The sequence below is a fragment of the Pontibacterium sinense genome, from assembly GCF_015209595.1.
GTDB classification, from domain to species: Bacteria; Pseudomonadota; Gammaproteobacteria; order Pseudomonadales; family Balneatricaceae; genus Pontibacterium; species Pontibacterium sinense.
The window spans coordinates 44923-59241 of sequence record NZ_JADEYS010000014.1 but is presented as its reverse complement, the minus strand read 5'-3'; the positions used below and the strand labels follow the sequence as shown (position 1 = coordinate 59241).

Genomic DNA, 14319 nt, shown 5'->3' with positions numbered 1-14319 from the left:
TGCTTCATTCCTTAACCTGTAGCTCAATTTTCGATAGCAGGGGGGAAGTAGGGGATATGAAGATCATTCGCACGTCACAACCGCTTAATGATCGTGAGCGTAACGCGTATCTGTTCAAGGGTGATCTGATTCTATTCTCCAGGATTCCCGCGATGCTTGAACTTCAGCGGGAGATGGATGAGTTGATTCGGAGCCATTTCGGAGATCAAACATCTCTGTCGGATAGGTTCCAATCTGATCCTCAAGGGTTTGCGGCTGAAATGGCCCTGTTGCAAACGTCGTTTTATAAAGCCGCCCGAATGCGTGATCTGTTCAAGGATGCGCTCGCACAGAGTGGTATGAGTATCCAGCACAACTATGCCGATAAACTATTCCTTCGCTGTGTTCCCCCCACAAGAGATTCGAATTCGCAGTTTAGAGGTAGCATTGGCCAGCACCGTGATACATGGGGCAGTAATATCCAGCATCAGATCAATTGGTGGAGCCCGATTTACCCTATTTCAAATGGCAATACACTGACGTTCTATCCGCACTACTGGTCCACTCCTGTGGTAAACACTACTGCAGACTGGAGCTTTGAGGCTTTTCGCAAAGCCCGCCAGCAAGCTCAATCGATATCGGCAAATGCGCAGATCGATTATCCGTATGCGCCACAAGCGGTAGAGACGGTGACTGATGAAGGGGTCAATATCCTTCTCGACCCCGGTGATCTGCTGTGTTTTTCCAGTGCACATCTGCATGGCAGCAGTGCTGAACCGCGTTCGGGCTTTCGTTTTAATCTCGAAATGCGATCGTTTGGTGACAAAGACACTGATCGGGATACACCGCCTGAGAATGTCGATAATGCACAAGCAAACCCCCACTATCACTGGTTCAACCGGATCAGCGATGGTGGAAAATATTTGCGTTAGTACTCGGCAGTATAGTGACCTTGTTCGTATAGCTTAGAGGGGCGGCACACAGAGGCGGGTCATTGGATCGTGAATGGCATTTAACTTACACTGCTGGATCAGTTAACGAGATGTGTAGTACAGATTATGTTTGATCAGTTCCTGTGGTTACCCTTTTTGATCGCCATTACCGCACTGACCCTGACGCCGGGTGTTGATACGTTATTGGTGATGCGAAACGCTGCCCGCGGCGGTCATCGTGACGGACTGTTGACCAGTCTGGGTATCTGTTTAGGTCTGTTCATCCATGCCAGTATCTCTGCGGCAGGGTTGTCGGTCATTCTGCTGGGTTCAGCGGAGCTATTTATGCTGCTCAAGCTAGCGGGAGCAGCGTACCTGATCTGGTTGGGGGTACAGAGCCTGCGTTCGGCAATCAATCGTAAGACGTTACAGCTGGAGCAACCGGAAGCGGTTTACGGCGTTCCCGTGATGGTTTCGCTGCGAGAGGGCTTGTTGTCGAACGTCCTGAATCCCAAACCGATCATCTTCTATATGGCTTTTTTGCCGCAGTTTATTGATCCTGCCTATTCGGCACTGCCGCAGGCATTGATGATGGCCACGGTGCATTTCTCTATTGGTATGCTGTGGCAAGGCGCGCTGGTGCTGATGGTCGGGCGTGCCCGTCGTTGGTTGCAGCAACCGCGTGTTGCGAAAGTGCTGGATAGCATCACGGGCGTGCTGTTAATCGGTTTTGGTACTAAGTTGGCCAGCAGCAACTGATCCGTTATCGATACAGGCGGGTTTACTTGCTGAGATGGTCAAGGTTATAGGCCGTCTTATTGATCGGCTGTCGCATGATGAAGTTAGTAATAATCGAGTTAACACCTTCGATGACGGTCAGGTGGTCTAAGAGTAACTGCTGATAGTGATCGAGATCGCGGGTAACCACCTTCAGTAAATAGTCCGACTGGCTGCCGGTAATCAGGTAGCACTCCATTACTTCGGGGATCAGGGCGACGGCATCCTCGAAGGTTTTAAGTTTGTCCTTGGTTTGTTTGTCGAGTGAGATCTGTACCAGAATGCTCATTGGCAGGCCGATCTTCTTCTGATCCAGCACAACGATCTGTTTAGCGATCAATCCCTTTGCTTCAAGTTGTTTTATCCGCCGTCCACAGGGTGTCTGCGACAGACCTACCGCGTCGGCTAATTCTGCAATGCTGATACGTGCATCTTTCTGCAATAGCTCCAAAATTCTTCGATCGATCCGGTCCAGTTTATCCATATTACTCTCGCTTTAGAGGCTGATAGTTTTCATTTCTTATCGACCTGATTGAGTTGCTTGTTGCCCTGAGTTGGCGGGTGCTCAGATCATTGCTTGGGTTCAAAAAAGTGACATTTCGATAGGTATTGGATGTGTCCGCTATTAAATAATTGTTTTGTGGATTATATCTCTAATTAAGTGTTTTTGTAGTGGCGTTTTTGACCACGATCACTCACGGGCTAGTGCTAGGATTTTGGTCACTACAAGAATAGATCCCAGAGCAGGTCGCGGTCATGAATAACATACAGATCCAGCACAGTTTAGATGCTGAAGAGAAAGGGTTAGAAAACGCAGAATGGATTGAGGCGCTGGAGTATCTCCGTCGTGAACAGGGAGAGGATCGCAGCCGCGAGATGCTGCGGTTGTTGCAGGATCACCTGTTGAAGCAGGGTGTGACCCTGCCGGAAGCAACGTTGAATACGCCGTATCGCAATACTATCCCACCGCATCAGCAGTCCGGCTATCCGGGCAATATCGAGCTGGAACAGAAAATCGAAAACATCATTCGTTGGAACGCGATGGCGATGGTCTTAAAAGCCAACGAAGACGGTTCGGGTGTGGGTGGTCATGTTGCCACTTATCAGTCAGCAGCCACCGCTCTGGAAGTTGGCTTTCACCATTGGTTTCGCAAACACTCCGAATCCTACGGCGGCGATATTCTGATGGTACAGGCACATGCCGCACCTGGTATTTACGCACGTGCTTATCTTGAGAATCGCTTATCAGAGCAACAGGTGAACAATTTCCGCCGTGAGCTGCAGTCTGGTGGTGGTTTGCCTTCATATCCTCATCCACGTCGTTTGCCTGATTTCTGGCAGTTACCGACGGCATCTATGGGGCTTTCTACGCCTTCCGCGATCTATCAGGCACGCTTTATGAAGTACCTCGAAAACCGGGGACTGAAGCCTGATAACGGTGGCAAGGTATGGTGCTTTATCGGCGATGGTGAGTCAGATGAGCCGGAAGTGCTGGGTACCATTAATATGGCCACCCGCGAGAATTTGGATAATCTGGTGATGGTGGTGAACTGCAACCTGCAACGTCTGGATGGCCCCGTGCGGGGTAACGGCAAGATTATTCAGGAGTTGGAGCGTAGTTACCGTGGCGCCGGCTGGAACGTGATCAAAGTGATCTGGGGCAGCGAGTGGGATGAGCTTTTCTCTCGTGATCGTGACGGACTGCTGCAAGCGCGAATGGACCGTGCAGTGGATGGTGATTACCAGTTCTATACCGTGTCTGACGGGCACACCGTACGTGAGCATTGGATCGATGGTGATGAACGTTTAGCGGAGTTGATGAAAACGCTGAACAATGACGAGATCCGGGTGATTCGTCGCGGCGGCCATGATCGCAAAAAGCTGTACGCAGCCTTTGAGCGTGCAGCCCAAGCCACCGGTCGCCCCACCGTGATTCTGATGAAGACCGTAAAAGGTGAAGGCATGGGCGCCTCTGCGGAAGGCCAAAATACCGCGCATCAGAAAAAACAGTTCAGTGCGGAGGAGCGCATTGCGATTGGTAAACGTTTTGGTATCCCGCTGACCGATGAGCAGATGGCAAAGGCGGAGTTGTACAAGCCTGCTGAAGACAGCCCTGAAGCTCAATATCTGCATCAGCATCGCCAGTCGCTGGGTGGTTATCTGCCATCGCGTGAAGTGAGGTGTCAGCGTTTAACCGCGCCGCCTCTCAGCCTGTTTAAAGTCGCCATCGAAGGCACCAAGCGTGAGCAATCTACCACCATGGCGTTTGTTCGTATGTTGGCGGCGATGCTGAAAGACAAAGAGCTGGGCAAATACATTGTGCCTATCGTGCCGGATGAAGCGCGGACCTTTGGCATGGAGTCACTGTTTAAGCAGTTTGGAATCTATTCCAGCGAAGGGCAGAAATACAAGCCGGTCGATGCCAGTTCTCTGCTGCCGTACAAAGAGGCAAAAGATGGTCAGCTGTTGCAGGAAGGTATCTGTGAGGCCGGTGCCATGGCGTCATTTTTGGCGGCGGGTACGGCTTATGCGAATTTCGCGGTGCCGATGATTCCGTTTTACATCTTCTATTCGATCTTTGGCTTCCAGCGTGTCGGCGACATGATCTGGAGCTGTGCTGATTCCATGGCGAAAGGTTTTCTGATGGGCGGTACTGCCGGACGGACAACCCTGAACGGTGAAGGTTTGCAGCATCAGGACGGCCACTCCCATGTAATCGCATCTACGGTGCCGAACATGCGCAGTTATGACCCGGCGTTTGCCTATGAACTGGCGGTCATCGTACGGGACGGTATCGAGCGTATGTATCAGAACGATGAAAACATCTTCTACTACCTGACCTTGTACAACCAGAACTACCCGATGCCAGCCATGCCGGAGGGTGTTGAAGAGGGGATTCTCAAAGGGATGTATCGCTATCAGAAAAGCGATAGCACGGGGCAAAAAGTCCATTTGCTGGGCAGCGGCAGTCTGATGCAGGAAGTCCTGAAAGCCGCCGAGATTCTGCAGGGTTATGGCTGCAACGCAGATATCTGGAGTGTGACCAGCTACAACGAACTGTTGCGTCAGGCGCAGCAGGTGGAGCGTCAAAATATGCTGACTCCGGAGGTTCCAGAGCAAAATTATATCCAGCAAATGATGGCGGATGAGCAGGGAATTGTTGTGGCGTGTAGTGACTTTATGAAGTCGTTACCCACCAGTATTGCGCGTTGGTTTCCGCAGCCTGTTGTCGCCTTGGGGACTGATGGGTTTGGACTCAGTGAGTCGCGGCCCGATCTGCGAGATCACTTTGAAGTGGATGCACGTTACATTGCCTGGTCTGCGTTGGCTGGGTTGTATCGGGCGGGATCGTTAAGTCAGGACGTGCTGATACAGGCTCGGACTGAACTGAATATTCCTGAGTCAAAATCCGACCCAGCTTCTTTCTAAACGGATTAGCCAACAAACACTTTAATTTTGATGAAAACCGCTTGGGTACAGGCAGATGTGTTGCCTGAGTGGTGTGCTGATTGCGTGGAGATGAGCAATGACAATACAAACCATATTTATGCCAGAGACCGATGGAAGCGGTGAAGCCGTCGAGTTGCTTACAATACCCGGTGATGAGGTTTCCGAGGGTGATCCTTTATTGGTACTGGAATCCGATAAAGCCTCCATGGAGGTGCCATCGCCTGTCGATGGAACGGTCAGACGCTGGTTGGTTAAGATGGGCGCAGAGATCGCCACCGGGACGCCTTTGCTGGAACTGGAGCTGACTCAGATTCAGGCGAACGAAGCCGAGCCATCTCTGGAGGAGTCGGCGGTGGAGGCGGCTGAGAAAACACCTACCGCATCAGAACTTGAGCTGGATGAGGTGATGCAGGAGAAATCCGTCGTATCAGCGCCGTTGGTTCAGCCATTAATGAACTCAGATGAGACTCCTGTTATTTCGGGGGGCGAGATTAATGCAGGTCCGGCGGTACGCAAGCTGGCGCGTGAGCTGGGGATAGATCTGCTGGAACTGTCAGGCAGCGGCAAGCGCGGCCGTATTCTGAAAGAGGATCTGAAAGCTTACGCTAAACAGCGGCTGGCTGCAGATAAGCCCGTAGCTTCTGCCGTTCAGGGGCAGGGTATTCCGGCGATTCCTCTGGAAGACTTCACGCGTTATGGTGAGGTTGAGCAGCAACCGTTATCGGGCATCGCCAAAGCCACTGCAGCGCATATGAGCCGCTGCTGGCTGAACATTCCCCATGTGACTTTGTTCGATGAGGTTGTGATTGATGATATTGAAGCGTTCCGTCGGTCGATTGATCATGACGCACAGGGCTTACCACGTCGGCCAACGCTGTTGCCGTTTATGATCGCGATTGTTGCCCGGGCGTTGCGCCAGTTTCCACAATTTAATGTGGCGCTTGATCCGGTGAACGACCAGTTGATCAGCAAATCCTACGTTAATATCGGCTTTGCGGTGGATTCTCCAGCAGGGTTAGTCGTGCCCGTTATTCGGGATGCGGATAAAAAGAGTATTCGAGAGCTGACGCTAGACATTGCGGATCTGAGTCAGAGGGCGCGTGATCGTAAACTCAGCGTGTCCGATATGCAAGGCGGTTGCTTCACCATCTCCAGTATGGGAGCAATTGGCGGGACCGGGTTCACGCCTATTATCAACGGACCTGAAGTGGCGATTCTTGGTATTGCGAAATCAACAATCAAACCCGTGTGGAACGATGAGCAGTTTGTCCCTGCAACCCTGTTGCCGTTGTGCCTCTCTTTCGATCATCGGGCCATCAACGGCGGCGATGCGGGCCGTTTTATGGCCTATATTCATGCCATGTTGAAGGATGTCCGGCAGGCGCTGCTTTAACACGAAGCGGGTAGTGTCTGGTAAGCTGCTATCCGTTTGCTCATATTCGAAAATGGAATGACTCAACGAGGACGCAGTATGGCAAGTGTAGAATATTATTTCTGTCTTAATTCACCGTGGTCTTTGTTTGCAGCAGAGCAACTACTCCGTGTGCGGTCGGATCATGATTTCGATCTGATCGTAAAGCCCATAGAGATTGCCCGTTTGTTTGATGAGACCGGTGGATTGCCGTTGAAGAAACGCTCTCCTAATCGGCAAACGTACCGGTTGCAGGAGTTGACGCGTTGGAGCCAGCGTTTGGGTATTCCTATCAACTTGCACCCCGCACACTATCCTTGCAACGAAGCGTTTGCCGATGCACTGGTGTTGTCCGCTGAAAAGGAGAAAGGTCAGGGGCTGGAGATGGCGATCAGTATCGGTCGTGGTTTGTGGTGTGAGGATGCAGATATCGCTGATCCGGATTTTATTGCGTCACAGGCAGAGAAATTTGGTCTTTCAGCGGTATTGGATCAGACTCAATCGACAAGGGTCTTGGCGGAAAATACCGCTAAACTGATCGAAAAGGGCGGTTTTGGTGTGCCTACATTCATTGTGGGTGAACAGGTGTTTTGGGGGCAGGACCGAATCGATTTCTTGATTGAAGCGCTGAGTTAACCGGGCGTCGTGCCGTCTTTTCGCGGCAAAGTGTGACTTCAATGTACATATGGACGTTGAAGTCACACCATGGTTATTCAGGTTTTTTATGATGGATAGTTCTGCGGAAAGAGCGCGCGTTTCGTTTCTTCATCAACCTCAGTTTTAAAGCTGATATCACTGCCAACGTTTCGTGCTTTGGCAACGGCCGGACGTGCATCAACGGACTTGAACCAGCGGTTCAGGTTGGGATAATTTTCCAGTTCTCCTTCCCCAAGAACGGGCATCACCTTATCGATCCAGCCCCACGCGGCAATATCGACGATGGAATAGCTATCACCGACGATAAATTCTCTGTTCGCCAGGCGATCATCGAGGATCTGGTAATGTCGCTGGGCTTCACGACGGTAGCGGTTGACTGCATAGGCCAGTTGCTCGGGCGCGGCATGCTGGAAGTGAACCGCCTGCCCGGAATAGGGCCCCAAACCCGATGCGATAAACATCAGCCAGGACAGTAGCTCGCCACGATCCTCTTGCTTACCAAGGAATTGGCCGGTTTTTTCAGCTAGATATAAAAGAATTGCGTTGGAATCGAAGACGATTGTCCCGTTATCGTCAATCGCAGGCACTTTTCTGTTGGGGTTAATCAATCTGAAGTCTGCAGCGTGTTGCTCACCTTTGCGGGTATCCACGGCGATCAGTTCATACTCCAGACCGGATTCGGCCAGAAACAGCGCGACCTTCATTGGATTGGGGGTTGGGTGAAAGTAAAACTTCAACATGATGCTGTCCTTTATAAATGAGAAAAGCTGCTGGAATGCCCACTGCTGTACTTCGAGGATTTGGTCAGCAGGCGCTTCGGGTGTTCGGGCTTTATAAACTTTTTAGTTTCAATACGGCGTCGATATCTGAAGCTTTATGACGTTCCGCGAGCATTTCCCAAGGTTCTCCCCACGTACGATTAACAATGGCGCCACGCTGTACGGCCGGACGTTGTGCAATGTCTTCCGCCCAGCGCTGAACGTGTGTGTAGGTTTCTGCATCTAAAAATTCTGCAGCGTTGTAAGCAGTCCCTCGCACCAGGTTGCCATACCACGGCCAGATGGCGATGTCCGCGATGCTGTATTGGTCCCCTGCAATAAAACGTGTTTTTGCGAGCTGCTTGTCTAACAGATCAAGCTGGCGTTTTACTTCCATGGTGAAGCGGTCGATCGCGTATTCGATTTTTACAGGTGCGTAAGAATAGAAATGCCCAAAGCCACCGCCAAGATATGGGGCAGAACCCTGCAGCCAAAACAGCCAGTTAAGAACTTCTGTGCGTTCTGGCATCTCTTGAGGCAGGAAGAGTCCGAACTTTTCCGCCAGATAGAGCAAAATCGAACCTGATTCGAATACCCGTACCGGAAGTTCGCCGGATAAATCCAATAAGGCCGGAATCTTAGAGTTAGGGTTCAGATCCACAAAGCCGCTGGAAAACTGATCGCCTTCGCCAATACGAATGAGGTGAGCATCGTACTCTGCATCCTGCTGTCCGAGTGCAAGTATCTCTTCCAGCATAATGGTGACTTTCTGGCCATTGGGCGTTGCCATGGAATAAAGCTGTATCGGGTGTGTTCCTTGAGGAAGAGTGGCTTCATGGGTTGCCCCAGATGCCGGGCGATTAGTCTTCGCCCACTCGCCGCCGTTCTCAGCGTCGAACGTCCAAACTTTTGGTGGTACGTATTCGTTGCTCATAATTCTCTCAATATCCAAGTTTCAGAAGGCCATCGTTTTGAGGTGTTCGGTGTAGGAATCACACCTGGGTATTGATGCAGAGCCTCAGGTCGAGCCGCTGTCCGTGATTGCTTTTGGGTATGCAATTGTTCAGTCGTTGGCAGATAAAAAATTATTCAATTCAGAGCTTAATAACTCAACTTGAACGACTGTTCATTTCCGTAGCTTATCTGGACGTGAACGACTGTTCAAGTTAAAATTTGAGCAAATGTTCAAACGGTGAAGATATGCCTAACCCTGCGAGATATGACCGACACGCCACAGTCAAAAAGGCGACGCACCTTTTTTGGGAGAAAGGTTTTCACGCCACATCTATGCGTAATCTTCAGGAACATATCGATATGCGTCCGGGCAGCATTTACGCAACTTTTGGCAGCAAGGAAGGCTTGTTTAAGGAGGCGTTGCAATATTATGCCGACTCCGGTGTTACCCGTTTGACTGAATATACGGATTCATATGCATCACCCGTTGATGCGTTGAAGAATTTCATGCGCGACATGGTGCAGGGCGGTGAAACAGCACCCAGTGAGATGTGCATGCTTGTAAAAACGGTCTCCGAGCTGACTGAAGACAATGTGGAATTGTTAGAGGAAGCTAAACGTTTACTGGGTGTCATGGAGGGAGCCTTTGCCGCCGTGTTGATTAAGGCTCAGGAGTTGGGGGAGTTCGACCGCAGTAAGGACGCGAGACGAATGGCGCGTTTTTTTCAGATGCAACTGATTGGACTGCGCGTCTACGCCCGTGCTAATGAGGATGCAAAGGTTGATGAGTTGATCGATGATATATTTGATTGTTTGAGCAAATGATCGGTGGCTCGTGCCCCCAGCCCTTCGGGCGCCTGTCTGCAGGCTGATCCGACGTGGTATCAGCCTGCAAGCCAGTTATCAAAGTACATACCAAAGCAATGCCGGAAGCGCTGCAAATCCCATGAACGTAGACACGATGACAACCCCCGCGACCTCTTCGGCTCGTTGGTCATATAGCTGGGCAAACAGGTAGCTGAATACGGCAGCGGGTAACGCGCATTGCACAATAACAACGCCCGCGGCTGGGCCTGTAAAGCCCATGCCTGCAACAATTCCGACGCCTACACCGAAGCCCATTCCAAGGCGTAAAAGAGATAACGCAACGGCGGTTTTCAGACTGCCCATCTTCAAACTGGCGAGTGATACCCCCAGCGTGAACAGCATCAGGGGGATGGTCAGGTCACCAATCAGCTTGGTCGTGTTGAATAGCCATTTCGGTACATCGATATCGCCGAAAAGAAAAATCGATGCCAGCACCGTCGCCGGGATAATCGGCATTTTCAGCAGTGATTTAGGAGAAAAGCTGCCTGAGACAAATGCGACGCCAATGGTCAGCTGTAAAACCACATAGACCGTAAAAAACGCAATCGCCAGCGCCAGCCCTTCCTCGCCAAACGCCAACAAACACAATGGTAAGCCAACGTTTCCGACGTTGGGCCAGGTTAATGCCTGTAGAAATGCCCGTTGCGGTAACTTGAATACAGCGAGCACGGCCCCGCCAATCAGCACAAACGCCAGATTAGCGATCAGTGCGGCCAGCCCCATACTCCACAGCTTCGATAGATCCAGCTCGACAGTAGCTAGTGCATAAAAGACCAGACAGGGCGTTGCAAAATAGGTGACGATGGCGGTCACAAGGGAAGTATCAAAGTCCTTGCCACTTCTGGACCAGGCATATCCAATGCCCACACAAACAAATACGGGCGCTAAAATAGAGAAAATTTCTGAAAACACGTTCAGGGCCTTACGGTGAGGGAGATAAAATGGGATGGGCGTTAACCGGTATCTCTACGTGGTTTAGTGACGTGTGCTGTGTGCAAACGTCACCTGTGTGAGACTAGTCAGTTCTCCATTTAATGGAGCACCCCATGCTTGGAACCTGAGTCTGTGGGCCTTGTCCTGTTTCGGCAATCATCCGCATGGCATTAATCAGTTCCGGTATTCGGTTTGCGGAATCATCCATACGAGCATCGTCCAATCGACCGCGATATTGCAGTTCACCCTGATGGTTAAAACCAAAAAAGTCAGGTGTACAGACCGCGCCGTATTGCTGTCCGACAGATTGATCTTCATCGATGAGGTAGGGAAACGTAAACCCATACTGCTTGGCAAATTGCTTCATATTGTCAGGTGAGTCGGCTTCGACCAGCGTATAGTCATTCGACATGATGGCTAAAACGTTGATGCCTTCGTTCATCAACAACGCGGTATCCTCTGCCAAACGCTGACCGATGCGCTGAACATAGGGGCAATGGTTGCAAATGAAGACAATCAACAAGCCTTTGTCTCCAAGATGATCGCTCATGGAAAAGCTTTCGCCGTAAGCGTTTTTCAAGGTGAAATCGGGTGCTTTCCAGCCAAAATTGCACACGGGGGTATCGAGTAACATCGTTAGAAATCTCCGCCTGTTTCGGCACACTCCAGGTTGCAGTATGTCGTGTTGTATCGGTCTGATGCGCTGGCGGGTTGACCATAGAGTGGCTAACCCGCTCGGTGTTCTGCTTTGATCTTAGCGTTTATTCGTCGATTCGCAGGATAACAGGATTATTTAACGATGGTCATTTCGTTCAGCGTAAACTGCGCAACAGCCCCTTCAGTTGCGGCCATGTAATCCTGCAAAGGCTGATTGCCCATGTGTGCCTGCCACAGTTCACGGGATGCCCAGTTTTCGTAGAACATGAAATGCGCTGGGTTTTCATTATCCTGATGCAGATCGTAATTGATGCAGCCTTCTTCGGCGCGGGTAACATCGATCAGCTTGACCAGTTCGGTTTTGACCAGTTCCATTTTGCCGGTGTTGGCGATGATATTGGCAACGATGGTGAGTTGAGTCATGTGAGTGTCCTCCTCAGTGTTAAATGTGCTTAAAAGCCTTCTAGAACGATTTTGCCAATTGCTCTGCCGCTTTCGAGATTTGCGTGCGCCCGTTTCAGGTTGTCCGCGTTGATCTGACCGTAGTGTTCACCCAGTGTTGTTTTGATGCGCCCGGTATCAATCAGATCTGCAACGCTGTTCAGCAGGTCGCGCTGTTTTTCAATGTCGTCGGTGTTGAACATTGAACGGGTGTACATAAATTCCCAGTGCAGAGAGATCGATTTCATTTTCAGCTTCATGATGTCGAGCGGAGACTGAGGGTCATCAATCAGCGCGAGCTTGCCCTGTGGTGCAAGGCTCTCAACGATCTCGTCGTAGTGCTGCTCAGTCGCGTTTAACGAAGCGACATGGGTGACACTATCAATACCGATGCGCTTCAGTTCTTCGCTCAACGGTTTGCGGTGATCAATCACATAATCTGCACCCAGCTCTTTCACCCATGCCTGACTTTCCGGACGGGAAGCGGTGCCGATGATGACCGCATCGGTGAGTTGTGCGGCAAGCTGGACCAAAATGGAGCCTACGCCACCTGCAGCACCCACGATCAGAAGCTGCTGGCGTCCGGCGTTGTCTGCTGACGTGCTTTGTTCAAAACCGAGGCGGTCAAATAGCAGTTCCCATGCGGTGATGGCCGTCAGTGGAAACGCAGCGGCTTCCGCATTGGATATGGACTCAGGTTTGCGACCTACGATGCGCTCATCGACCAGATGATATTCAGAGTTCGTACCTGGGCGGGTGATATCGCCCGCATACCAGACTTTGTCGCCTTTCTGATAGAACTGTGCCTGATCACCTGCATCGATCACTTCGCCAACCGCATCCCACCCCAGCACCTTGTGCTCACCGTTTTCCGGCTGTGCTCTTACGCGGACCTTGGTATCCACGGGGTTAACCGAGATCGCGTCAATTTTGACCAGCAGGTCCCTGCCGGTGGGTGTTGGTGTCGGCAGATCGATGTCGATCAATGAATCCTGATGGCTGATGTCCAGTGACTTTAGGTAACCAATTGCTTTCATGGGATGTCTCCGTTGAGTGAATGAAGACATTGTGGGTGAATATGTATACTCTAAAAACAGGGTAATGACTTAATTAGTTTCAAAAATATTTTGATAATGAATACATCGGATTTAGCACTATTTGTGAGAACCGCCGATACGGGCAGTATCACGGCATCGGCTGAACAGCTGGGTATAACGCCTGCTGCGGCCAGTGCCGCGCTCAAACGATTAGAAAAACAGCTCGATACACAGTTATTTATTCGTTCGACCCGACAACTGCGTATCACCGCAGAAGGGGAGCGTTTTCTACTGCATTGCCGAAAATCACTGGCATCCCTCGAAGAGGGAAGGGCGTCACTGGATGCGATGCGCGGAAAGATTGCTGGAGAGATACGACTATCCGTGTCGTCTGACCTGGGGCGCAACATCGTGCTGCCGTGGCTGGATGAGGCGATGGACAGCCATCCTGATCTGACGATGCATCTTAGCGTTGGCGATATGCTGTCAGACTTTTATCTCGACAGAGTGGATGTAGCGCTGCGCTATGGTGAGCCGGAAGATTCCAATATGGTGGCGTTTCAGGTTGCAACTGTGGAACGTGTTGCATTTGCTTCCCCTGACTATCTGTCCCGATTCGGGATGCCAACGCACCCGGAAGATCTGCGCAAGCATAATTGTTTGCGCTATCTGTTGGGGAATCGCGCGTATGACATGTGGGAGTTCGTTAAAGAGGGCGAGAATAGCCGTATCCGGGTGCTGGGTGATCGGGAGAGCAATGATGCCGATATTGTCAGGCGCTGGGCGGTGGCGGGGAAAGGTATCGGTTTTAAATCGATACTGGATCTGAGTGCAGACCTGCGTGCGGGCAATATCGTGCGGTTGTTCCCTGACTATCAATCAGAACCGTTAAGCGTCTGGTTGATCTGCCCAAGCCGGAAGCAAGTCACACCTGCTATTTTGATGCTGCGGGATATGTTGCGAAAGAAATGTGCGGCAGCAGTTGCAGGGTTGTGAATTACCCAAAAACACCGCAGCACACTATGATGGAAGTGTCCGTTGATCGGATATGTATCAGCGGGGCACCCTGAAATCTGGAAGTGGGGATACGTCTATGAGTACAGGTTTAACCAGCGCGTTACATATATTGGCTCAATGGCAGTGCACACCCAATCAGGCACTGGCCATTCTGAAGCTTGATCCTGATCTGCCTTTCCCCGAAGTTTTGAGCGACGAACAGTGTGAACGAGTCACCTTTGTGCTCAATATCCATTCAGACCTCGACACCATATTTGATGATCCTGACGATATCTATGGTTACATGGCGCGTCCGCATGATGATCCCTATTACAACGGTCGATCACCGCTTGAGCTGATCAGCAGTGGGGATCTGACCGTGTTTGGGCGCATCTGCTGGCATATCGATGCGATGCGGGTCAATTGATGCGCACGCCTGAATCTTCCAATACCGGTTGGTAGTGTAAGAA

General features: G+C 51.0%; 15 protein-coding genes. 8 read left to right on the top strand and 7 right to left on the bottom strand.

Translation table 11 applies throughout. The features are described 5' to 3' along the window. Positions 1-56 precede the first annotated feature (56 nt). Together IOQ59_RS13885 and IOQ59_RS13880 are read left to right on the top strand one after the other, a co-directional pair. A complete protein-coding gene (locus tag IOQ59_RS13885) occupies positions 57-911 on the top strand; it encodes a hypothetical protein (RefSeq protein WP_193953986.1) in 855 nt (284 codons plus the stop codon). A gap of 126 nt (positions 912-1037) precedes the next feature. Continuing rightward, a complete protein-coding gene (locus IOQ59_RS13880) occupies positions 1038-1670 on the top strand; it encodes a LysE family translocator (RefSeq protein WP_193953985.1) in 633 nt (210 codons plus the stop codon). Positions 1671-1692: 22 nt separating this feature from the next. Here the strand turns inward: IOQ59_RS13880 and IOQ59_RS13875 are convergent, their stop codons facing one another. Further along, positions 1693-2172 (bottom strand): Lrp/AsnC family transcriptional regulator, encoded by a 480-nt coding sequence (locus IOQ59_RS13875; protein ID WP_193953984.1) that lies wholly within the window; start codon positions 2170-2172, stop codon positions 1693-1695. Between the two features lie 272 nt (positions 2173-2444). On the opposite strand from IOQ59_RS13875, the gene aceE reads away from it, so the two are divergent. From aceE to IOQ59_RS13860, 3 genes are all read left to right on the top strand, one after another. Continuing rightward, positions 2445-5117 carry a pyruvate dehydrogenase (acetyl-transferring), homodimeric type gene (gene aceE / locus IOQ59_RS13870; protein ID WP_193953983.1) on the top strand — a complete coding sequence of 891 codons (2673 nt, stop codon included), beginning with the start codon at positions 2445-2447 and terminating at the stop codon, positions 5115-5117. A gap of 97 nt (positions 5118-5214) precedes the next feature. Beyond that, positions 5215-6531, top strand: coding sequence for a 2-oxo acid dehydrogenase subunit E2 (locus IOQ59_RS13865; protein ID WP_193953982.1), 1317 nt, complete (start codon positions 5215-5217; stop codon positions 6529-6531). Between the two features lie 78 nt (positions 6532-6609). After that, complete coding sequence (locus IOQ59_RS13860) at positions 6610-7185, top strand: 2-hydroxychromene-2-carboxylate isomerase (protein WP_193953981.1); 576 nt, start codon at positions 6610-6612, stop codon at positions 7183-7185. 86 nt (positions 7186-7271) lie between these two features. Here the strand turns inward: IOQ59_RS13860 and IOQ59_RS13855 are convergent, their stop codons facing one another. Both IOQ59_RS13855 and yghU read right to left on the bottom strand, forming a co-directional pair. Beyond that, positions 7272-7946, bottom strand: a complete 675-nt coding sequence (locus tag IOQ59_RS13855) for a glutathione S-transferase family protein (protein ID WP_193953980.1) — start codon at positions 7944-7946, stop codon at positions 7272-7274. A gap of 91 nt (positions 7947-8037) precedes the next feature. After that, positions 8038-8898 carry a glutathione-dependent disulfide-bond oxidoreductase gene (yghU, locus tag IOQ59_RS13850; RefSeq protein WP_193953979.1) on the bottom strand — a complete coding sequence of 287 codons (861 nt, stop codon included), beginning with the start codon at positions 8896-8898 and terminating at the stop codon, positions 8038-8040. Positions 8899-9164: 266 nt separating this feature from the next. Here yghU and IOQ59_RS13845 point away from each other — a divergent pair, with 266 nt between their 5' ends. Continuing rightward, positions 9165-9743: a TetR/AcrR family transcriptional regulator gene (locus IOQ59_RS13845; RefSeq protein ID WP_193953978.1), complete on the top strand. Its 579-nt coding sequence runs from the start codon at positions 9165-9167 to the stop codon at positions 9741-9743. Between the two features lie 78 nt (positions 9744-9821). Here IOQ59_RS13845 and IOQ59_RS13840 read toward each other — a convergent pair whose 3' ends face one another. From IOQ59_RS13840 to IOQ59_RS13825, 4 genes are all read right to left on the bottom strand, one after another. Next, positions 9822-10697, bottom strand: coding sequence for an AEC family transporter (locus IOQ59_RS13840; protein ID WP_193953977.1), 876 nt, complete (start codon positions 10695-10697; stop codon positions 9822-9824). A gap of 103 nt (positions 10698-10800) precedes the next feature. Next, positions 10801-11352: a thioredoxin family protein gene (locus IOQ59_RS13835; protein ID WP_193953976.1), complete on the bottom strand. Its 552-nt coding sequence runs from the start codon at positions 11350-11352 to the stop codon at positions 10801-10803. 155 nt (positions 11353-11507) lie between these two features. Continuing rightward, positions 11508-11798, bottom strand: coding sequence for a putative quinol monooxygenase (locus IOQ59_RS13830; RefSeq protein WP_193953975.1), 291 nt, complete (start codon positions 11796-11798; stop codon positions 11508-11510). 29 nt (positions 11799-11827) lie between these two features. Next, on the bottom strand, positions 11828-12853 hold the full coding sequence (locus IOQ59_RS13825) for a zinc-binding alcohol dehydrogenase family protein (protein WP_193953974.1): 1026 nt from the start codon (positions 12851-12853) through the stop codon (positions 11828-11830). Between the two features lie 96 nt (positions 12854-12949). Here IOQ59_RS13825 and IOQ59_RS13820 point away from each other — a divergent pair, with 96 nt between their 5' ends. Both IOQ59_RS13820 and IOQ59_RS13815 read left to right on the top strand, forming a co-directional pair. After that, a complete protein-coding gene (locus tag IOQ59_RS13820; RefSeq protein WP_193953973.1) occupies positions 12950-13849 on the top strand; it encodes a LysR family transcriptional regulator in 900 nt (299 codons plus the stop codon). A 97-nt stretch (positions 13850-13946) separates the two neighbouring features. Then, entirely contained in the window at positions 13947-14276 is a 330-nt protein-coding gene (locus tag IOQ59_RS13815) for a hypothetical protein (protein WP_193953972.1), read from the top strand. Positions 14277-14319 lie beyond the last annotated feature (43 nt).